At 72.0% G+C, this 20,627-nt stretch carries 20 protein-coding genes; 14 read left to right on the top strand and 6 right to left on the bottom strand.

Annotated features, from left to right (window positions below):
• Positions 1–88 precede the first annotated feature (88 nt).
• Positions 89–1,987 (top strand): ABC transporter ATP-binding protein, encoded by a 1,899-nt coding sequence (locus ACFU99_RS03935; protein ID WP_384385325.1) that lies wholly within the window; start codon positions 89–91, stop codon positions 1,985–1,987.
• Positions 1,988–2,615: 628 nt separating this feature from the next.
• Here ACFU99_RS03935 and ACFU99_RS03930 read toward each other — a convergent pair.
• The 5 genes from ACFU99_RS03930 to ACFU99_RS03910 form a co-directional block, all read right to left on the bottom strand.
• Positions 2,616–3,761, bottom strand: a complete 1,146-nt coding sequence (locus ACFU99_RS03930; protein WP_384385322.1) for a protein-L-isoaspartate(D-aspartate) O-methyltransferase — start codon at positions 3,759–3,761, stop codon at positions 2,616–2,618.
• Positions 3,762–3,796: 35 nt separating this feature from the next.
• Positions 3,797–4,666 carry a radical SAM protein gene (locus tag ACFU99_RS03925; RefSeq protein ID WP_384385319.1) on the bottom strand — a complete coding sequence of 290 codons (870 nt, stop codon included), beginning with the start codon at positions 4,664–4,666 and terminating at the stop codon, positions 3,797–3,799.
• 612 nt (positions 4,667–5,278) lie between these two features.
• Positions 5,279–5,764 carry a gamma-glutamylcyclotransferase family protein gene (locus ACFU99_RS03920; RefSeq protein ID WP_384385317.1) on the bottom strand — a complete coding sequence of 162 codons (486 nt, stop codon included), beginning with the start codon at positions 5,762–5,764 and terminating at the stop codon, positions 5,279–5,281.
• Between the two features lie 11 nt (positions 5,765–5,775).
• The gene (locus ACFU99_RS03915) at positions 5,776–6,324 is read right to left on the bottom strand and encodes a GNAT family N-acetyltransferase (protein WP_384385314.1); all 549 of its coding nucleotides are present in this window, start codon (positions 6,322–6,324) and stop codon (positions 5,776–5,778) included.
• Positions 6,325–6,347: 23 nt separating this feature from the next.
• Positions 6,348–7,679 (bottom strand): hypothetical protein, encoded by a 1,332-nt coding sequence (locus tag ACFU99_RS03910; protein ID WP_384385311.1) that lies wholly within the window; start codon positions 7,677–7,679, stop codon positions 6,348–6,350.
• Positions 7,680–7,923: 244 nt separating this feature from the next.
• On the opposite strand from ACFU99_RS03910, the gene ACFU99_RS03905 reads away from it, so the two are divergent.
• The 13 genes from ACFU99_RS03905 (at position 7,924) to ACFU99_RS03845 (ending at position 19,097) form a co-directional block, all read left to right on the top strand.
• Positions 7,924–8,511 carry a hypothetical protein gene (locus ACFU99_RS03905; RefSeq protein WP_384385308.1) on the top strand — a complete coding sequence of 196 codons (588 nt, stop codon included), beginning with the start codon at positions 7,924–7,926 and terminating at the stop codon, positions 8,509–8,511.
• A 53-nt stretch (positions 8,512–8,564) separates the two neighbouring features.
• Positions 8,565–8,978, top strand: a complete 414-nt coding sequence (locus ACFU99_RS03900; protein WP_384385305.1) for an ATP-binding protein — start codon at positions 8,565–8,567, stop codon at positions 8,976–8,978.
• Positions 8,979–9,090: 112 nt separating this feature from the next.
• Complete coding sequence (locus ACFU99_RS03895) at positions 9,091–10,260, top strand: hypothetical protein (protein ID WP_384385302.1); 1,170 nt, start codon at positions 9,091–9,093, stop codon at positions 10,258–10,260.
• A 5-nt stretch (positions 10,261–10,265) separates the two neighbouring features.
• The gene (locus ACFU99_RS03890; RefSeq protein ID WP_384385299.1) at positions 10,266–10,856 is read left to right on the top strand and encodes a hypothetical protein; all 591 of its coding nucleotides are present in this window, start codon (positions 10,266–10,268) and stop codon (positions 10,854–10,856) included.
• Positions 10,853–11,467: a hypothetical protein gene (locus ACFU99_RS03885; RefSeq protein ID WP_384385296.1), complete on the top strand. Its 615-nt coding sequence runs from the start codon at positions 10,853–10,855 to the stop codon at positions 11,465–11,467. Before ACFU99_RS03890 ends, ACFU99_RS03885 begins: the two co-directional genes overlap by 4 nt.
• Before the next feature lie 41 nt (positions 11,468–11,508).
• Positions 11,509–12,192, top strand: coding sequence for a hypothetical protein (locus tag ACFU99_RS03880; RefSeq protein WP_384385294.1), 684 nt, complete (start codon positions 11,509–11,511; stop codon positions 12,190–12,192).
• A gap of 280 nt (positions 12,193–12,472) precedes the next feature.
• Positions 12,473–12,943: an NUDIX domain-containing protein gene (locus ACFU99_RS03875; protein WP_384385291.1), complete on the top strand. Its 471-nt coding sequence runs from the start codon at positions 12,473–12,475 to the stop codon at positions 12,941–12,943.
• Between the two features lie 135 nt (positions 12,944–13,078).
• The gene (locus ACFU99_RS03870; protein WP_384385289.1) at positions 13,079–14,281 is read left to right on the top strand and encodes a hypothetical protein; all 1,203 of its coding nucleotides are present in this window, start codon (positions 13,079–13,081) and stop codon (positions 14,279–14,281) included.
• Between the two features lie 65 nt (positions 14,282–14,346).
• Positions 14,347–15,225: a lactate dehydrogenase gene (locus tag ACFU99_RS03865; RefSeq protein WP_384385287.1), complete on the top strand. Its 879-nt coding sequence runs from the start codon at positions 14,347–14,349 to the stop codon at positions 15,223–15,225.
• Positions 15,222–16,325: a hypothetical protein gene (locus ACFU99_RS03860; RefSeq protein ID WP_384385285.1), complete on the top strand. Its 1,104-nt coding sequence runs from the start codon at positions 15,222–15,224 to the stop codon at positions 16,323–16,325. Before ACFU99_RS03865 ends, ACFU99_RS03860 begins: the two co-directional genes overlap by 4 nt.
• 7 nt (positions 16,326–16,332) lie before the next feature.
• Positions 16,333–16,836 carry a hypothetical protein gene (locus tag ACFU99_RS03855; RefSeq protein WP_384385282.1) on the top strand — a complete coding sequence of 168 codons (504 nt, stop codon included), beginning with the start codon at positions 16,333–16,335 and terminating at the stop codon, positions 16,834–16,836.
• Between the two features lie 13 nt (positions 16,837–16,849).
• Positions 16,850–17,467, top strand: coding sequence for a hypothetical protein (locus ACFU99_RS03850; protein WP_384385280.1), 618 nt, complete (start codon positions 16,850–16,852; stop codon positions 17,465–17,467).
• Positions 17,468–17,702: 235 nt separating this feature from the next.
• Positions 17,703–19,097, top strand: coding sequence for a tetratricopeptide repeat protein (locus ACFU99_RS03845; protein WP_384385277.1), 1,395 nt, complete (start codon positions 17,703–17,705; stop codon positions 19,095–19,097).
• On the opposite strand, the gene ACFU99_RS03840 is transcribed toward ACFU99_RS03845, so the two are convergent.
• Complete coding sequence (locus tag ACFU99_RS03840; RefSeq protein WP_384385274.1) at positions 19,091–19,903, bottom strand: SDR family NAD(P)-dependent oxidoreductase; 813 nt, start codon at positions 19,901–19,903, stop codon at positions 19,091–19,093. The genes ACFU99_RS03845 and ACFU99_RS03840 overlap by 7 nt on opposite strands.
• Positions 19,904–20,627: the final 724 nt, after the last annotated feature.

Genomic DNA, 20,627 nt, shown 5'->3' with positions numbered 1-20,627 from the left:
CCGGGTGGCCCCATAACGCCCCCCCACCCCCCCCCCACCCGCCCCCCCCACCACCCCCCCCCCGCGTCCCCCACACGGCATTTCCCGCGTGGGGGGCCCCGGCCCCGGGCCCGCGGGGCCCACGGCGGATGCGCTCCCGCAGTACACCGTCAGCGCCGAACGCCACGACGGCGCCCTCGACGACAGCTTCACCACCATCGCCCGCCGTCTGCCCGCCCTGTGCGCGACCGCGCTGCGACTGGCCTGGGCAGCCGACCGGACGGCGCTGCTGCGCATGGCCGCCCTCCAGGTAGCCGCCGGGGCCCTGACCGCGATCGGCCTCTATGCCACCCGCGGCGCCCTCGCCCCGCTCTTCGCCGCCGGCCCCACCACGGACCGCCTCCACCAGGCTCTGCCGTCCCTCGTGCTGATCACCGGCGCGGCCATGGCCCGCTCCCTGAGCAACGCCGCCACGGTGGCCACCACCGCACGGATCGGACCGCGCATCGACGGCATCGCCGAGCTGCGGTACCTGAACGCCGCCACCCGCGTCCCGCTCGCCGCGTACGACGACCCCGCATGGTGCGACCACTCCGAGGCGGCCAACCGGGCCTCCAAGGACGCCCACCTGATGATCGAGGCCCTCACCTCGGTCACCGCCGCCCTGCTCGGCATCCTCGCCTCCGCCGGCATCCTCACCGGTCTCGACCCCGTACTGCTGCCCCTGTTGCTGCTCACGGTGATCCCCCGGGGCGCGGCTGCCGTCCGAAGTGCCCGCGCCGCCCATCTCGCCGAACGGCACACGCTCGCCGACCGCCGCCTGCGCCACACCCTGATCTACAACACCTCCGGACGCCCCACAGCCCTGGACGTGCGGGCCAACACCATGCGGCCCTGGCTCCTTCGGCAGTTCACCGCCGTCACCGGCCGGCTGGAGTCCCACGCCGCCCGCGTGGGACGCACCACCGCCCGCTACCAGCTGCTCGGCGACGCCCTCGCCGGGACAGCGGCCCTGCTCGTCTACGCCGCCCTGCTGTGGCTGGTGACCTCCGGGCACATCGCGCTGGCCTCGGCCGGAACCGCCGTCATTGCCGTCCAGACCAGCCGCGTCCTGCTCACCGGCCTGGTCACCGGCATCAACACCACCTACAAGACCGGCCTTTACCTCGGCGACTGGGCCGCCTTCCTCACCGACGCCGAACGCCGCACCCAGCTCCCCAGCAAGCCCGTCCCCGTCCCCGCGCGGCCCTCCGTCATCCGCGCGGACCGTCTCACCTTCACCTACCCAGGCAGTGAACTGCCCGCGCTGCACAACGTGAGCGTCAGCATCCGCCAGGGCGAAGTCCTGGCGATCGTGGGCGCGAACGGCTCGGGGAAGTCCACCCTGGCCAAACTCCTCGCCGGCCTGTACACGCCCACCAGCGGCACCGTCTCCTGGGACGACGTGGACCTGGCCACCACCGATCCCGAAGACGTCTGGGGCCGCCTGGCGATGCTGCCCCAGGACATCGCCCGCTGGCAGGTCACCGCCCGCGAGAACATCACCCTCGGCCAGGGCGGCGACGACCAGGCGGTGATGGCCGCGGCGAAGGCATCCGGCGCCGACGACGTCCTGGCCGCGCTGCCCGACGGACTCGACACCAGCCTCGCCCCGTCACACTGGGGCGGACGCGACCTGTCCGGCGGACAGTGGCAGCGCCTGGCCGGAGCCCGCGCGTTCTACCGGTCCGACGCACCGCTCCTCATCTGCGACGAGCCCACCTCCGCGCTGGACCCGCGGGCCGAGGAAGCCGTCTACGAACGCACCCGCGCCCTGAGCACGGGCCGCACGGTCATCCTGATCACCCACCGGCTCGGCTCCACCCGAGGCGCCGACCGGATCATCGTCCTGGACGGCGGCCACCTCCTGGAGGAGGGCACGCACGAAAGCCTTCTGGAGGAACATGGCGAATACGCCGCCATGTGGAAGGCCCAGGCCCAGACCTACAGCGCACTGCCCACACCCTGACACCGCCACGGGCCCGCAGGCTCCAGGCGTCCGGACGGGAGCGTGACGGCCCAGTCCGGGCGCCTGGTCTTCACCGGCTCCATTCGTACCCGTCGTCCCCCCACCCGGCGTTCCGTTCGTCGTCGCCGAGCAGGTTGTTCACCTCGTCCTCGATGAACTCACGCGTCTCGTCCATGGCCCTCATGACGCCGACCCGGCCGCAGCCCGGTCGGGCAGCCTGGCCGAGACCGGCAGCGGTCAGGTCCTGCTCGCACAGCGGGATGAAGTCGACGTCAAGTTTCGGGTCGTACGCCTCGGGCTGGATACCGGGTCCGTACGTGGAGTACTCGCCCGGTTGATGTGCTCGATCAGGTACGGCGAAATGTGCGCCAGGTCCTCCGGGTCAATCTCCCAGCCCTCCTCCAGCAACTGCTGCACGATCTCCGCAATGTCCAGATGTTGCTGAAGATCACCGCGTTCGTGAGCAGGGCGTTGAACTTCACCGCGACATGGCGAGGGCGGCGGCGAGTTCTCAGATGCCTGGCGAACCGCAGACCGTTCCCCGCGCGCCACAACCGAACGCGCCCGGCCGTGCACGGCAAGCTGCGGAACCGGGTTCCAGGTGGCGATGCCCCACAGGTGCACTCGCTCATAGGGTGACTGACCATCGGCTGCGGGAGAGCGTGGTCTGGCCGTCGGGGGTGATGGTGGCCCGGGAACCGTATACCGGCAGCTCGCCGGTGGAGTTGAGGCGGTCGCGGATGTCTTCCAGGAGGTCCCACAGGCGGCGGGGGCCGCCCTGGCGGACGGTGGGCGAGTGGCGGGGGCCATCGGCACTGGCCCGGGCCCAGGAGCCATCGGAGTGCACCATCCACACGGTGCGCCCGCCGTCGTCCCGTCGCTCCGTGCGGTGCTCGATCCCTGGAGCCTCCAGGTCCAGCATCGACCACACCGCCCAGGAGTCCGGTACGTACAGAAGCGGGTAGCGGCTGGTGGACACGGTCGAGCCGTCGCCGTCCGCCGCCGCCCAGACCTGGGCCGTCGCAGAGGCGTCGGCGTAGTCCGTGCCGTGGCGGGCGGTCATGAACGAGGCTCCGTTGGGGGCGATGTAGCCGCGTGCGCCACCGTCGGGCGTCTTGTCGGCGATGAGGATCAGCCGGGTGCCGGCGATGGTGGTGACCAGCCGCCCGCCGGGGCGCAGTGCGTTCAGCCAGGAGACGGGCACGGGGCGTACTGCGACGGTGGAGATGATGCGGTCGAACTCGCCGGGCAGCGTCGCGGTGATGTCGCAGACGGCGGTGTGCGGGTGCCAGCCGGTCGCGGCCAGCCGGTCGGTCGCGGCCGCCACGAGGTAGTCGTCGATGTCCACGCTCGTCACCCGGTCGGCGCCGAGCCGGTGGCAGGCCAGGGCGGTGCCGTATCCGGTGCCGGTGGTCACCAGCGTCCGGCAGCCGTCGCTGAGCGTCCCGTACCGGTACATGGTCACGAGCAGGCTGGGCAACGTGGAGGAGGAGGTCGGCCGCGTGCCCGGCGGGGCGAGTCGGCCCGGTGCGGCGTGGTCGGCGTGCAGGGGGCCGAGGCGGGTCACGAGCGTGTCGTCGGCGTAGGCGGTCTCCAGCCATGTTTCGACGTCGGCGGCGCCGTCGCGGGCCGCCCGGCCGCTCTCTCTCCGTTCCCACCAGTGCGGTACGAACAGGTGTCGTTGGGTGGCGGCGATCGGTTTCCACCACCGCGACTCCGGCCGCACCACGGCGTCGGCCAGACTCCGGGCCCGGGCCTCCCATTCCACGTCCATTCGCGTGCCCTTCGTGCTTGGTGTCGTACGGCGGGTCAGCTGTCCGCCGGGGGGCACGGGCCGCCGCCGGTGTCCGGGCCGCACTTGGTGTCGTCGTTCGGCGCGCAGTCCGGAGGGCATACCGCTGCGGCGCGGCGCGGGACGCTCGCGGCCGCTCTGGCCCAGTGGTCGCCGGCCAGTACGGTGGCCAGGCTCGTGGTGCGGACGTTGCCCCCGGTTAGGTGCCGGCCGATTTCGCACACGGCGACGTCTCCGTCCGGAAGGACCGCGGCCTTGCCGTCCGCGCACCGCCCGCACAAGGCGGAGGCGGAGGGAGCTGCGGAGCGCGCGGCGTTGCCGACGGCCCGGACCTGGCTGGTGTGCACCGCGGTCGCGCCGAGGGCCTGCAGCTCGGCGCGGGCCTGCTCGACACGTTGGCCGCCGCCCAGGTCGACGACGGCGACCCTCACCGGGATCCTCCGCCGCAGGGCCTCGGCGAGGTTGCCGCGGGTCGCCGTATGGGAGCCGCGGCGCCCGGTGATGGCATCGTGCTGGTTCGCATCGTCGCTGTAGTAGGAGCAGGCGAGGCTGAGGTGCGGATGCGCGAACAGCCGCCAGTGCACCTCGCGTACCCGGAAGAGGTTCGTGTAGACGCGCACTCGCAGGCCGCTTTGGAGCGCGTGCTCAACGAGTTCGGTGAAGTCCGGATGCTGAGTGGGCTCGCCGCCGATCAGCTGCACCGTCGCCGTCCCGAGTTCGGCCGCCTCGTCGAGGACCCGATGCCAGTCGCCGCCGGTCATGCCGCCGTGACCGCGGGTCGGCCCGGCCCGGGCATAGCAGTGTGAGGGGCAGGTGAGCTGGCATCGGGCGGTGAGCTCCAGCGACAGGAACCGCAGGGGCGCGGCAGGGACCGGAGCGGTCGTCATGACACGAGCGTACGTCGCGGCATACACAACACGGCTGGTTTTGCGGCAACTTGGAGGATTCCGCAGGCGGCTTCATGGAGGAGCATCCCGGCGTCAGGGCGAGCGCCCCACTTTCACCCGCTCGGGGCCGGTGGGGCCGGTGGGGCCGGTAGCGTGAGACGTATGGACAACGTGTTCCCGGCGGTGCAACGCCTCCCCTTCGGACCGTACGGAGTCGCCCGGCTCTCACGGGGAGAACTGTGACGGCGAGGGTCCATCGCATCCGCAGTGGCATGGACTTCCAGCCGGTTGAGCACGCCTCGGAGGCGTTCCAGCAGTCACTGACCGTGGAAGAGGTCGGGGAGGTCTGCCGACGGGCCTTCGGAGGCGATGTCACGCCGGTGTCCGCTGTCGAGCCAAGCCCTGAAACACACTTTCCTGTGGCACACCCTGACCCCACGCGAAAACAACACCACCGGTCCCGCTACCGACACACGCTCACGGCAAATCCATAGCGCCCCGGCTCGTCGGGAAGCCTAATAGCGGGGGCGAACGCGACGACGGGTATCCCTCCTGGGGCCTCAGCCTCACTAGTGTTCGAGGAGCGCACAGGCTCCTCGAACACCGCACAACTCAGTGATCTGCTTCGGCTGCCAGCTCCGGCGCGATGTGTGCGCACCGGGCAGCGTACTTCCGAAGGTGGCGGGCCTTGAACTGTTCGGCGTCCCAGTTGTCTTCGCGGACATCGCTGTCTGGCCAGATGTAGGCGAGAGCGCGTTCCCCGGAAGCCAACTCGACGTCGCGCAGGTCGTACCGGTCGTCCTCGAACGCGTCCAGGATCGCCCACTCTCGTAGGCTGAGGTCCGTGAGCAGCAGGCCGGGCGCTGTCATGCCAGCAGCCGCTACGAGTCCTGGGTAGTCCCGTCCCTTCAGGGCCGCCGCGCGCCAGCCGGGTGCTCTGGCTGGTATGCGCTGCGGTATTCGGCCAATTAGAGCGACGAGTACCGCATCGAACTGGAGCGTCCCGTACGCGAACAGGACGGTGGGGTCGTGCGTGAGTCGGTCCCGACGGCTCGAAGCCGTCGGGACCGTAGCAGGCTGGGTGATTGCTGGATGCATAGTTCTCCCTGTCATCGAAGGTTGGGCAGGAACATGGCGTCGTAGATCGGCGATTCCGGGGCGTGTTTAATCTGCCCCATCACCGTGTACCCCCAACGCAGGTAGGCACCGTGAGCTGGCTGATTGTCAACGATGCAGGTCAGGGTGGTGGCCGGCTCCGCGCGTCCCATGATCACGGTGTCGTGGATCTTCCTTCCCAGCCCCTGGTTCTGGACCTCGGGGAGAACCATCAGCTCTCGCAGCCAAAAGACCTGCCCGGCGTCCGCCAACTCGCGCAGCTCTGCCGGCTTCCGGTCGCCGAGCGAGAGCCACCATGGCTTGTCTGCAGGAAGCGTGGCACCGTGCACGTAGCCGACGATCCGGCCGCCTTGACGCGCGGTCACCGTCTCGAAGCCTGCGTTGCTGAACGCGACTTCCAACCGCTCTCGGAACGAGTCGACGGAGAAGAAGGGGTCGCCGATGTACGGGGGCATGTCATATACCTGTCCATACACCTCGACTAGTTCGTCAACAACGGCCTTGACCGACGCCCCGTCGTACCGCTGGTACTCCACGTCCACTGATTGCACCTCTCTTTGCTGTATCACGCGACGGCCGCGCGAATCTCTTCAAGCAGGTCCCCCACGCCGCGAGCGCGGTGGTGAGGGACCAGTCCGTCGTGGATGATCTTCAGTTGCTCGACTGCTCGTGTTGACGACATGCCCGTTCTGATGAGTTCGATGGCCTTCGTCGTGGCGTCGATGCTGTGCTCGATGTCCCCCGCACCGATGGCCGCGGTGGAGAGCCGTCCGAGACACATGCCACGGTTCCGCGAGTGCGCTACATCCTGAAGCTGCTCAGACTTGGCCAAGAGCTTCTGGGCCCGCGCCGTCTGCCCAAGGTCGAGACGACACATGCCCTCCAGGCACGTCAGCTCGGCCAGATTGAGGAACGTCGTCCAATCCGGGTCACGGTCGTCGGTACCGCGCTCCCATTCCGTCCAGGCCCTCTTGATCGCGGCCTCGCAGCTGAAGGCATCACCGACCCGAGCGTGCCCTTGCGCCTCCCGGATCGACAGGAGCGCTGTCACCCGCGTTGGCGCGTTCCACATCCCGGAGTGGGTCTGGGCAAGCCGGGCGAAGCGGACGGCTTCGCGTCCCTTGTTCAAGTCCACGGCCTGTCGTGCCATGTTGCTCAAGGTCCGGCTCGCGAGCGCATCGTCGCCGGTCAGCATCGCGGCGTTCAGAGCTTCGGAGAAGTACTGGCGGGCTTGGGTATGGAGCCCAGCGTCGTAGCTGAACCAGCCGAGGCTCGTGGTGAACTTGCCGGCAAGCGCGTGAAGTTGCTGCCCCAGCTGGTCGTCGTAGATGCCTCGGTCAATCATGTGGTGCACCCAGAGCAGGTGTGCGCGCGTAGGCCGCCAGAGCCGTCCTCCGCCGAACTGCTGGTCCTGAGCGTCCATGTCGTCCGCAGCCTCGCGCAGAAGATCGACCTCGTCCTCGGCGATCTTCCAGTCCGTCGAGTTAGCTGCGCCGGTCGTCGTCTGCGCCAGCCACGGCGGCGGGTCCTGGTCGCCTCCACGGCCAGCAAGAAGCGGCACTGCGGATACTGACTGCTCGATGAGAGGGATCGGCGTTACGACCGGTACAGAAGGCGCCTCGGAAGCGTTTGCCCCGGTGATCCCGCCACAGAGACCCAGCTCTTCCACCGACCGGTGGAAGTACGCCTCCAGGACCACCCGCGTATCCGGGTGGGGGTAGGGGCGCGGCTTTGTCTCGCTCTCCCACTTCGACATCTGGCGGACGGTGAAAGTGGGCTTCTTCGTGACGCGCCGCTCGGCGGCGAGCCGGTCCGCCAAGGCAGTGAGTTCGGCGACCGCCAGCGCCTGCGTCCGGTTGCGGCTCTTGCGTAATTCCCTCATAGGGCTGCGGCTCACCGGATACCCCCTCGGCCGACTGATGTCAGCTCACCGTAGCGGTCCGCCGAGAAGCGGCGTGGGCCTTCACCAACGAAAGCGCAGGTGAAAGCAGAAGAGCGCTCAAAAGGGCGGGTGAAGGGCGGGTAGGAGGCGGCCAAGGTTCCGGTGAAAGGACCTGTTCACGCCCTCTTCCCTCCACTCCACTAGGTGACAGCAGGCACACAGCATGTTTCGACGGCTGGCCGCAGACCTAGGAGGGCTCGTGGAGACCCACACCGTGACCGGCGAGCACCGAAGCCTGTCCGCGTGGTTCGCCGCAGCGACGCCCTCGCCGGCGGACGCCCTGACCACCTGGCGACTCGCCCCCCAGCACCCTCGCCGACTCGCAACCGGCATCATCTTCGACGTCGTACTGGCGGATCGTGCGCTGGTGGAGCTGGCCTACGAGATCCTTCACCGCTACCAGCAGACCCTCGGACCAGCCATCCGCTTCACGAACCTGACCACGGCGGCCGTCCTCGTGCCAGCCGGCACACAGGTTCGCTGGGCCAGGCTGATGGCCAATTCCTCGTGGCCCGAGCGGATAGTCGCCCCGGTCTGCCTCGGCCGAGACCATGCCCTGCGCATCCCCGGGCTGTTACCCCTGGAATCGAATATGCAGGTGGAGTGGCTGGAGGCGCCGAACATCGAGTCCGCCATAGGTGACGCGCCCTTCCTCACCAGCCCTGCGCAGCTGGTCCGCTGCCTCGCCGAAGCGCGTTCCCTCCTCACCCCCGACGATGAGCGGAGCACCCTCAGCAGGGCGGTGTCCGCAGTGCGGGCGGTCCTCCACACCCCCCAGAGGACGTGATGACAACGACTGCCACACGGCCGCGCCGCGCCCCCCACCGCGACGTCAGCCTCATGAAGTCCACTTTCAAGATCCAACAGCCGCCGGGCGTACTTCCCCCGACCGAGGTCGGTGTACAAGTCGGTGCCCTGCGGCGCCTCGTCAGGGAGAGCCTGGACGACCTCGGCCTGTCCTGCATCGCCGACTCGGCCGCTCTGGTCGTCTCGGAGCTGGTCACCAACGCCCTCGTACACAGCGGGGGCCAGGAAGGCATCCTGTCCCTTTCCCTGCGGGACGATCGGCTGCGCATCGAGGTGCACGACGGAGTGCCGAGCTATCGGCCCGTCTATTGGTCGGCCGGTGCCGCAGACGAGCACGGTCGCGGCCTGGTCCTCGTGAACGCCATCGCAGATGACTGGCGGGGCTCCTGGGGCGTCAGCAACAACGGAGCGAGCACGTGGTGCGAGCTGGCTTTGGCGGCGAGCTGATGACGAGAGCCGCTGTACGGGACAACACCTTCGTCGAGCTGCGCGCCGACGGGCGCATATCGCCTAGCCGCCCGTCGCACCGCCACCGCAGCAGTAACTCCCTGGAGCCCCCATGCACAGCACCAGCATCACCGTCACCGGCACCACCACGGCCCTTCCCCTCGCGCGGGTGACGGTGACCAGCCGCCACCCGGAGGTCGCCGAGCAGTGCCGCCGCTACTTCGAAGGCCGGTGGAACGTCGACCCCGCGGCCACCGACGCTGGCCATGCCCCGGTGATCAGCGCCTCCGTGGACCTGTGCGAGGTGTTCACCATCCAGCAGGCCGTTTTGGATCGCGAGCACGACGAAGTCCGCTACAGCGGTGCCCGCACCCTGCGCCTGTCGGACGTGGACGGCCGGGGCTATGCGGTGCAACTGGACGGCTGCACGGCCTACCACGCCGAGCCGGACCGCCGGCGCCTGGACGTCTTCGGGGTCCACCCCGGCGGGCTCAGCCTGGCCACCGTCCGCCTGGCCCGCGATGTGATCCGCGCCCAGCTCCAGGCCGCGGGGTGGGCGCTGCTGCGCGGCGCCGCCGTCGTCCGCGACGGCCGGGCGCTGCTGCTCGCCGGGGCTCCGGGCGCGGGCACGACCACCGCCGCCCTCCACCTGTGCCGCGCGGGATGGGAGCTGATCAGCGACGGCCAGGTGTTCGCCCGCGCCGACGATGACGGCCTCGTCCATCTGCTTCCCTGGCCCTCCCCGATCGCCGCCGGCCTCCCGCTCCTCGACGCCGTCGGCCTGTACGACCGCGCCCGCCAGGACCACATCGACGTCGCCGAGCCCCACCCCAGTCAGCCCTTCGATGTCAACATCGCGCTCCGCAAAGGGCACCGCGGCCTGCTGGTGGACCGGCAGGGCGTGGTGCAGCAGGCGATGGTCTTCCCCGCCCAGCTCGGTCTGACCCCCGCCGCCGACGGCACCGTGGCCGCCGTGCTCCTGCCGCACATGCCGTCCGGCTCGGCTGAGCCGGCAACGGACCCCGACGACGCCGACGTCGTACTCGGCGACGGCCTCATCACCGGGAGCAGCCCGGACCGCTACCCGGACCTGCTCAAACTGACGTCCGCCGACCCGTCGCAGGCCAACGCCTTGCGGGCCGTCCGCGCAGCCCTCGCTCCGTTCCCCCGGGGCTCCGTGCGGCTGGAGCACCACGACCCGCGGGAGACCGCCCGCGTCCTGGCCGAGACCGCCGACGCCCTGGTCCTCGGCCACTCCGTCGCGGCGGGACCGGCCCGGTAATGGCCGTGCCCCGCTGGCTGAAGACGCACGACGACCCGCCCCGCGTCGTTCCCGGCAAGTTCCAGGTCTCCTTCGAGGACCCCGCCCCCCTCGAAGCCCCGCTGACCGAGGCGCAGTTCTGGTGCGAGCGGCGCCGCAAAGTGGCGGAGACCGACCCTATCGGGGGCCTCGGCCAGCGGCCCTCCGCGGCCTCCGCGTCCCGGACCCTGGCATGGCTGCGCGCCAGCCTCGGCGACGCGACCCTGACCGAGGCACAAGTCTGGTGCGAGCAACGCCGCAGAGCGCAGAGCGACACCGTCGAGGCCGTCGACCAGCAGCTCGCGGAGAACACAAGCCGGGCCCTGGCGTGGCTGCGCGCCGAACTCGGCGACGCGACCCGCGACTGGCCGCCCGCTCAGGCCGACCTGCTGCTGGTGTGGTTCCGCGACGCCCGGTGCCTCGAAGCCCACTACAACGCCCTCGGCTTCCTCTACATGACCTTCGCCGTGACCGTCATCGCCCGCGGCCACAGCACCACCTGGCGGATCCGCCGCAGCCACCAGACCCGGCGTGCACGAGTCGCCCCGCCCCTCATACCCGAAGGCCAAGCCGTATGACGCCCAGCCCAGCCCCTTCCCCCGCCGACGCCGCCACCGAACGCCCCAGCTCCACGGCGTACGAGGTGCGGCCGGGGCGCACCGCCGACCGGTCGGCCGTCATCAACCTGATCGCCGGCCGCATCGCCCTCCTCAACCAGTGGACCGACGTCGGCCCCCTCAAAGGGGACAGCGCCACCCTCCTCAACCACCTGGGCGAGAGCGAGGGCGGCCAGCCGGTGGTGTGGATGCTGTGCGAGGACTCCACGATCCTGGGCTGCGCCGCCGTCTTCCCCAAGGCCCCGTACTGGACCGGGGACCCGGACCAGCGTGCCGAGCCCGCCCACTACATCGCGGCCCTCTTCATCTACCCCACGCCCGGCGTGCTCCTGGCCCGGCTTCTGGTCTTCGCCCTCCTCGACCGCGCCGCCCGCCTGCCCACCGAGGACGGCCGCACGAGGTGGCTGCGCAGCGCCACGTCCTCGGACCGGGTCATGCGCTACGCCCACCACGCGATGGGGTTCGCCGTCTCCGGTGGCGTCGCGCGGGGCCCCCGCCTCGTCCACCTCCTCCAGCAGCCGGCCCGCGCGATAGACGGCCTCGCCACGTACGTCAGCACCCGAACCACGTGACCCGCCGTCATCCGCGCGATCAGCGAAAGACCAGACCGCCCATGCCCCAGCACCTCACAACCCCGAACGACAAGATCGTCGTTCCGTACATCACCACCCGCGTCGGCGAGGAGGGCGAGATCGGCTCGATGCTCCGGGCGCATCCGGCGCAGGGCCTGTACTACGCCGATGAGGAACCGCGCGACCGGGACCGCAGCGGCGCGCTCTGGGCGCGCCGGGGGCACAACCCCCGCGACAACAACGACCAGCCGACCGGCGAGCCGCTCTACGCGAAGGTCCACCCCTCCCGGCAGCAGGAATGCATGTACGAATTGCGGTGCCAGATCTGCTGCCGGGAACTCGCCAGCCGCACCCCGCTCGGCTATCTCTTCCTGCTGGAGCGGCCCGACGGCGGCACGAAGCCAGGATGGCCCGAAGGGGAGCTGACGACCCATCCGCCCCTCTCCCTCCCGCACGCCAAAATCTCCGTGGAAAGGTGCCCGCCCCTGCGGCGCGGACACATCGCGGTGCGCGTCAAACTGCCTCGCCTCTACGGCATCTGGGGACTGCCCTTCACCCTGGGACAGGACAGGAAGCCGGACCTCGCGCACGACGACGAGCGTCCCGTGGCCTACCGCGACCCCCGCATCCGCTGGCACCTCGCCGCCCAGCTCGTCCGGCGCCTGCGCGGGGTGACCGTCATCGACCTGAAGGCGGAACTCGCCGCCGCAGGACTGGACCGATGACCGCGATGTTGAGCCGAAAGTGCCGAGATGACGCCCCTGCGGCGGGCAGCCGCCAGCCCTTCCGTACCGGGCGAGCACGGCGTGCGCCCCGTGGCCGCACCCAACGCCGACGGGCGGAAGGTGTTGAGTCCGTCGGCACTGCGGCAGCGCCCGATGGAGGCGGGCTCCACCCGACCCCTCCGCTACCAGCGGGGCGCATGAACGGCCGTCCCCTCCGTACAGCGGGCGGCCCACCCTTCCGAGCTCTGCCATTTCCCCTTCCTCTTTGTTTGGAGGCGTCGTGCACAAGGAGAGAGCCGAGACCGCGAACGGATGTCAGGGCCTGCTGCTCGATGCACGTGGCGCGGTGCTGCTGCTGCGCCGCACACACCGCCGGGACGGTGATCCGCGCTGGTACGAGGCCCCTGGCGGGCCGGTCCGTGCCGGAAAGCCGGTGCGCCAGGCGCTGGCCCGTGGCATCCGCCAGCAGACGGGGCTGCGCGTCGTGAAGGGGATGGTCGGGCCGCTCCTGGTCGACGGCCCCTCCCGTCTCTACCTGGTCGGGCCGCTGCGCGCGACGTCCGTCGTCACGCTGCCCCGCAGGTCCTCCTTGGGCGGGCCGCCGCCGTTCGACCACTACGTCTGGGCGCAGCCGGCCGAGCTGCACACCTACTGCAACCTCACCTCGGCGCAGTTGCTGTGGGCCGCGCTGAGGTCGGTGCGTGGTCCGGCGTACGGCCGCGCGGCGGGCCGGTTCCGCCGCGCCGCCTGACCGGCTGCCTACCAGCAGATCCCGTGAGGAAGTTCTCCTCAACGGCACCGGACGCAGGCGTCGATCGCCGCCCTGCGCCCGGTGTCGTCCGCCTCTCCACCTGCCTGCCGCGTACGACGAGACTGCGGAGTCCCGATGAACCCCATCCCCACCCAGCCGGTCGCCGTGGACGTGCTGTTCGCCGACGCGGCCAAGCGGATCGAGGCGGGCGCGCGGGCCCTGTGGCCCGGACGGCCGGTGCGCCTGGGCGCGCATCTGCCGTCGGTGGCCTGCTACGTCCAGCATGTCGACGTCGGCGGCCGCGCCCTGGTCGCGAAGGTCTCCTACCTCGGCGTCTCCCTCGTCTCCCTGCTGCGCGGGGTCCGTGGTGACTGGCCTTCCGTGCAGGCGGCCCAGGCCGCCTATCTCACAGCGCCGAGCACCCTGCTGGAGCGCGAGGCCACCCGGCTCCGCCTGATGGACCGGACGCCGGCGATCGACGTGTGCCCGGTCGCCGGGCTGCGGGGCGGTGTCCTGTTCATCGGCCGGGTGACCGGACCGACCCTCACCGGTCTCCTGGCCGCCGCTCCGGAGCGCACCGCCGCGTTGCTCAGCCGCGTCGTGCGCACGCTCCAGCACCCGGCCCTCCCGCACGGTGACACCGTTCCGCAGACGCCCGAGCGCGGGATCCGGCCGGTCTTCCTGCGCACGATGCGCGGCGACGCCGGGCAGCGGTACCTGCGGCAACTGGGCGAAGAGCGCCTTCCGGACGATCAGGTGCGTGAGCAGGTCCGGCTGATGCTGACGGTCGCGGTGGAGCGGTTGATGCAGCACCGCAATCTGCCCCGGCCGCCGGGGCCGAAGCTGCTGCACGGCGGCCTCAAACCCGAGCATTTGATCTTTCCCGCCGGTGCGGAGGGGGCGCCGGTCTTCCTCGGCTCGGGCCTCCAGTACGGCAGCGGCTGTGCCGACACCGCCAAACTCCTCTCCCGCACCCTGTTGCACCTGCTGGCCACCCCGCCCGGCCCCCGGGCGGCCGAGGCCGTCGAGGGCATCGACGCGTTCGTCCGCGACCAGGCGAGGGGGCTGCTCCGGGAGGCGGTGCAGGATCTGTGGCTGCGGCAGCTGGTGATCTCCTGGCTGATGGACACCATCACCATCACCTCCAGCTACCTCGCCGCCCCCGCAGCCCTGCCGCTGCCCGCCCCCGCCCTCCTGGACCGCGCGCTCGCGGTCGCCACCCTCGTGGACCGTGGCACCGCGCTGCTGGCCGAGCACCTGCCGATGCGCCGGGCCTGGCCGCAGTTCCTGGAGACCGTGCAGGCCATGGTCCCCGCCGAGTCCGGGGCCGAGCGGTGAGGGTGCTCTGCCCCCGTCCGCCCGGCCCGGCGGGCAGCCGCGGGCGGGCGGGGTCGGTGGGCGTCGTGGGGGCCGGTGCGGTCGGCCAGAGCGTGGCCGCCGCGCTCGTCGCCGCCGGCCTCTGCCACCGGGTCCGGATCGCCTCGCTGCGTCCGGCCCGTGCGGTCGCGCTGGTCGCCGACCTCGACGACCTCGCCCTGCTGTGCGGCTCCGCCGTGCGGGCGGAAGTCTGCGAGGTCGGCGACCTCACCGCGTGCGAGGCGGTCGTCATCTGCCTGCGCGGCACGTTCACCAACACCGCGGCCTCCAACCTGCGGATGGCCGGGCTCCAGGCCAACGCCCCCCACATCGCCGCCCTCGCCCACCACCTGACCGGCTACCGGGGCACCGTCATCGTGGTGACCAACCCGGTGGACGTCATGACGCGCCTGCTGGCCGAGGTCTCCGGGGCGCGCCGGGTGTTCGGGGTCGGGTCGAACCTCGACTCCGCCCGCTACCGTCTGGTCCTCGCCCGCCATTTCGACGTACCCGTCGCCTCCGTGGACGGGCACGTCATCGGCGAGCACGGTGACACGGCCGTCATCTGCGCCGCCGCCACCCGCGTCGGCGGACTGCCGCTGACCGTGCCGCTGCAGGAAGTGCGTGCCGAACTCGCCGCCTGGCACGGCCGGATCACCATCGGCCGGGCCCGGTTCGGCCCGGCCGCGGCCGTCCTGTCCGCCCTGCGCGCCGCCCTCGGGCTCACCGACACGGTGGTGGAGCTGTGCGCCGAGCACGGCGGTGCCTGGCGCGGCGTCCCGCTGCGCTTCACCGCCGGCACCCCCACCCCCTGCCTGCCCCCGCTCGACCGGTCCGAGGTCCGCCAACTGGCCGCCTCCGACCGCAAACTCGCAGCCGCCTACCGCCAGATCCGCTACCTGCACCCGCCAGGAGAAACCCCGTGAGCACCGCTGTCCGTATCGCGCCGGCCGCCACCGCCGCGCACGCGCTCATCGTCAGCAACCGGACCACGATCACCAGTTTGGCGCTGCGGGACTTCGGCCCCTGGTGGCCGGCCACCGCCACCGACGTCCTCCGCCCGGCTGCGCATCCCACCGTCGACGCCCGCGTGGACGCCTCCCACCGGGCCGCCCTCACCCGGATGATCATCGACTACGCGTACGAAGACATCCTCTACGCCGGTGAGCGCACCCTCGTCCGCCAGGAAACCAATGGCGACGTCTACGCGGCCCAGCCCGCCCAGCGTCTCGCCTACCACTCCGTCCCCGCTCGCCGGTGGCTGGCCGTCTCCGGGCAGGAGCGCGAACCGGTCGCCCTGGCCGCCGTCCGGCTGGCCCGCGACCTGGTCCGCGCCCAGCTGCTGCGCGCGGGCTGGGTGCTGCTGCACGCCTCCGCCGTCGCCCGCGACGGCCGGGCCCTGCTGGCCGTCGGCCCCACGGGCGCGGGCAAGAGCACCGTCGCCCTGACCCTGGCCCGCCAGGACGGGTGGGATCTGCTCGCCAACGACCGTGTCTTCGCCCGACTCGCGAAGGACGGCGCCGTCCAGCTGCTGCCCTGGCCCGCGGCGGCCGCCTTCGGCTTCGGCCTCCTCGACGGACTCGGCCTCTACGACACCGTCCGCAGCCTCTACCTGACCGGCGAGCAGCTCCACCCCACCCAGCACCCGCAGGTCACCCACGCCCTGACCGTCGGCGACCGCACCCCGCAGTGGAACGGGAACCGGCGCACAGAGCTCACGTGCCAGTTCTTCCCCGACCAGGTCGTCTCCTGGCTCGGCTGCACCCTGGCCACCCACGCCACCGCGGCCGCCGTCCTGCACCCCCGCATCTCCGCCGAGCTGGCCGTCCCGGAAGCCGGAGAGGGTGCTGAACTCGGTGCGCGCGACGCCTTCTCCGCCGCGACCGACGACCGCTACCCCGACCCCGGGCCCGTACGGGAGCGCCTGGCCGCGCTGCCCGGCCAGTCCGTCGTCCTCGGCCACCACGCCGAGGCCAACACCGACGCCCTCACCCGCCTCGCCGACACCCTGCTCTCGGCGGGCTGACTCCCTCATGTACCTTCCGCTCCTCGCCGCCCCTCTCGCGCCCACCGTGAACGGCGTCTCGTGTCCCCGCCCCCTTCCGGTCGCCGAGGACGACGCAGCCGCCAGCGACGACATCAGCGTGGCCGCGTGCAGCATCACGGTGGACTGGGACGACCCGGCTCCGGTCACCGCCACCGTGCCGGCCAGCCCGCTGTGGTGCGAGCACCGCACCGGCCCCGACGAGCCGACCGCGGGGCAATTCGGCGGCGGACACTGGTCAGCCTCCACCACCACCGCGCTCCGCTGGCTCACCAGCAGCATCGGGCAGGCCGCTCGAACGCTCCCTCTCCCGCCCGCGCAGGCCATCTTGCTCACCCTCCTGGTCACCGGGCCCACCGCCAACCACGCCCACCACTACGCCCTGCGCTTTCGTCAGATGACGCTCAGCGTCACCCTCCGCGCCCACGGCCGGTGCAGCACCTGGACGATCAGCCACCAGCCCCTCGCCACCGTCGACCACACCCAGCTCTGAAAGAGACACGCCCGTGAAACGCCCGCCCCACCCCTGCGGCCCTGCCGACGCCGCCCACACCTCCCTTGGCACCACCCCGTACGAGATGCGGCCCGCCACCCGCGAGGACCGCACGGCCGTCGCCGCTCTGATCGACGAGCGCATCGTCCACCCCTCCACACCGGAGTGCGCCGACCTCGACGCCGACCGCTCCGCCCTCCTCAACCGCCTGGGCGGGGAGGAGAGGGGAGAGCCGCTGGTGTGGCTGCTGTGCGAGGACGAGGTGATCGTGGGCTGCGCGCTCGTCCGGTCCGCCACCCCGGAAGGGGGCTGGAGCAGCGTCCAGCGCGCCGAGCCCGCCCTCTTCATCTCCGCCCTCTTCACCCGCCCCGCCCCTGGCGTGCTCACCGGCCGGCTCCTGGCCTGGGCCCTCCTCGACTACGCCGCGCGCCTGCCCGCCAAGGACGGCAGTGTGCTGTGGGTCCGCGGCGCCACCTCCTCGGAGACGGTCATGCGCTATGCCCGCGACGTGGCCGGCTGGGCCGTCGCCGACACCGTGCTCCACCACCACCGCCACGTCCACCTCCTCCAACGCCCGGCCGAACAGGTACCGGGTCTCCGTGCCATGGTCAGCCCCCGCCGTGCCACCTGAGCCGCCATCAGCCTCGCCGACAGCGAGAGACCTCTCAGGCGCCAGCAGCCCAAAGACCCGAACGACGCTGTCCTCCCGTCCATCACCACCCGCGCGGGAGAAACACCCGGGATCGGACCGATACGCCGGGCCCCGAGGACAGACCGCCGGTGAACTCCACGGGATCACCGCCGCCCCGGCCCGCCGCGCTCCGGACCCCGAACTACCCGACCGCCCGCCCTTCCCAGGACCCTCCATGCCACACCAGCCCCCGACCTCCATGGACAGGAGCACGGCGGGCCGAGCCCGCACGCCCAACAGGGCGCTGGCCGCCGCCATCCGGGAAACCGGCCGTACCTATCAGTCGCTGGCGACCCGCGTGAACGCGCTGGCAGACCGTCGGGGGCAGGACACCGGGTACGACAAGAGCTCGGTCTCCCGGTGGATCAGCGGCACGGTCCCCCGGCCGGAGACGGTATGGCTCATCGCCGACGTGCTCACCGAACTGCTGGGCTGGCCCGTCCAGCCGCACGACATCGGGTTCCGTCCGTACGACTCGGACACCCCGGTGGCGGCCCGCTCGCTGCTGTGCCACCGGGACCTGGCGGACGCTCTGGGCACGCTCGCGGAACTCGCCGACCAGGACGGCCGGCACCTGGGGGCCTGCCCCGCCGCCCAGGGCGTCCTGCTCGCGCCGCAGTGCGGCTGGCTGCTGCGGGTCGAGCAGTGGCCGACGGCGCCGGTGCTCCCGGAGCAGCCCGGCGGGCGCGTGGGGATGGTCCACTCGATGGCCTCCGCCTTCGACCAGATGGACAACCGCTTCGGCGGCCAGGGGGTGCGGTCGAGCATCCTCGCGTTCCTGAACGAGGTGGTGCCCCTGCTGCGCCGGGGCGTCGCCCCGGGAGAACGGGCCCGGCTGTTCACCGGGGCCGCCCGGCTGGGCGCGGTGGCCGGCTGGAGCAGCTACGACAGCGGGGAGTACGGGCTGGCCCAGCGCTACATGGTGCAGGCGCTGCGCTTGTGCCGGGAGGGCGGCGACCGGGTGCTGGCCGGTCAGATCCTCGCGGGCCTCTCCCACCTGGCCACCAGCCTGGGGTACCCGCAGGACGGCGTGGACCTGGCCCACGCGGGCCTGCGGGCGGCGCGGGACGCGGGCAGCCCGCTGGGACTGATGCGGGTACACGCCATGGTGGCGCGCGCCATGGCCGCGCGCGGGCACCGCTCCGAAGCGCTGCGCGCTCTGCGGGCGGCGGAGGCCGCGCTAGGACAAAGCCGGGGCGCGGAGCAGGAGTCGGCCTGGGTGCAGCACCTCGATCCCCACTACTGGGAGGCGGAGGCGGCTTTCGTCTTCCGGGATCTGGGGCAGGCCCGGCAGGCCGAGGAGGCGGCGGAGCGTTCCGCCCGGGCCAATGGCGACCGGCGCCGCCGGCAGGCGATCAGCCAGTCGGTGCTGGCCACCGCCTGCCTCCAGCAGAACCGGCTCGACGAGGCGCTGGCCGCGGCCTCCACGGCGTTGGAGTACCTGGAGGGGGTCTGCAGCGTGCGCTCGGTGCAGGCGTTGCGCGACTTCTGTCGGCGGCTGGACCCGGTCGGCGACGAGCCGGCGGTGCGGGCCTTCCTGCGCGCGGCCCGGCCGGTGCTGGGTCAGTAGCCGCCGGGGGTGGGGGTGTTCTGGCCGCGGTCGACGGGGAGGTGGGCGCCGTTGATGCCGCTGGATGCGGGGGAGAGCAGGAATGTGACGACGGCGGCCACTTCCTGCGGGGTGACCAGGTCGCCGGCCGGTACCCGGGCGCAGAAGCGGGCGAACTCATCCGGACGCTCGTCGCGCAGCCGGGCCCAGCGGCGGCCGGGGATGAGCATCGAGCCGGGAGAGACCGCGTTCACGCGGATGCCGTCGTCGCCGAGTTCGTTGGCCAGGGAGCGGGCCATGCTGATCAGCGCCGCTTTGGCCGCTCCGTACTGGGCCTGGGGAGCGGGCTGCCACCCGCTGATGGACGAGATCAGGACCGCCGAACCGCCGCCGCCCTCCCGCAGATGAGGGACGGCGGCCTTCAGCAGCCGCTGGGCGTGCACCACGTTGATATCGAAGGTGGCGGCCCAGTCGTCCGCGCTCGCGCTGAGCAGGTCCCCGCCGCGCGCCCCGCCGGCGTTGGCCACCACCCCGTCCAGGCCGCCGAGCTGTTCGGCGGCCGTGTCGACGAACGCCTCCAGGCGGCCCGGCGCGGTGACATCCAGCGCCGCCGTGCACAGAGGGGCTGCCCCCGAGGCGGCGACCTCCTCCAGGCGGTGCAGGTCCTCCTCTTGGCGGGCGCAGGTGGCGACGTGGGCTCCGGCGGCGACGAGGTGGAGCACGATCTCGCGGCCGAGGCCGCGGCTTCCGCCGGTCACGAGGTAGCGCCGTCCGGCCAGTCTGAGCGGGTCCGCGACGACCTCGGCGCGCGCAGTGATTTCGTCCATCGTCGGACCGTACGGCGGCGCCGACAGCCGTTCAACCGCGCGCCCGCGGCGTGAGCGACCGGTCACGTCCTTCGTCCAGGGACGGCTGGCTGCGGCATGGCACACGTAGGGCCAGGTCACGGCAGGCCCGACGCCTCCCGTTCAACCGCGACGGCGTGGCCGGCACGCCCGCGCGCACGGGCTGGGCGGACTCGGCATCGCGGTGTCGAGCCGTCCGGTCGCCGCATCCGGCCGGTGCGCCGCACCTGGCGGTTCTCTTGGCCCCTGTCCGGATCTCGCATCCGTGCAACCGAACAACCTGACTCCCCTCTGGTCACACCCGCCCCAGGGCGCTTAGGTAGCGGTCAGGCATCCGCCGGTTCGCCTCGAAGGCGCCGCGGGGCGACCAGGAACGCTGAGCGCGCGTGCCCGCGCACCGGTCCGCCCCGCCGCCCCGCGCGACCACGGACCTCCAACTCCTGCCAGAGGAATGAACCCCTGCATATGGCCGCGCCCGCCCACCGCCCGGTGTCATGCCCCCACCAACCGCCGCGCGACGGCACCGGCGGCCGCAGCCGGACAAGGGCCCGCAGCCTCGTGCACCCGCCGAAGCCGCGGTGCCCGCTGCACGTCGGCATGGCCCTCGCATGACGACGGCCGGAAGACCGGGGCACCGGCCGACGCGGTGTGGCACGCCGTCGTCGACGCGGACGATGCTCGCCCGGCCCGCCGGCGTCCCCGGGCC

It is taken from the genome of Streptomyces sp. NPDC057654 (assembly GCF_042800135.1).
In the GTDB taxonomy this organism is placed as follows: Bacteria; Actinomycetota; Actinomycetes; order Streptomycetales; family Streptomycetaceae; genus Streptomyces.
The sequence above is the reverse complement of the archived record's forward strand: the minus strand, read 5'-3'. Positions and strand labels throughout refer to the sequence as shown.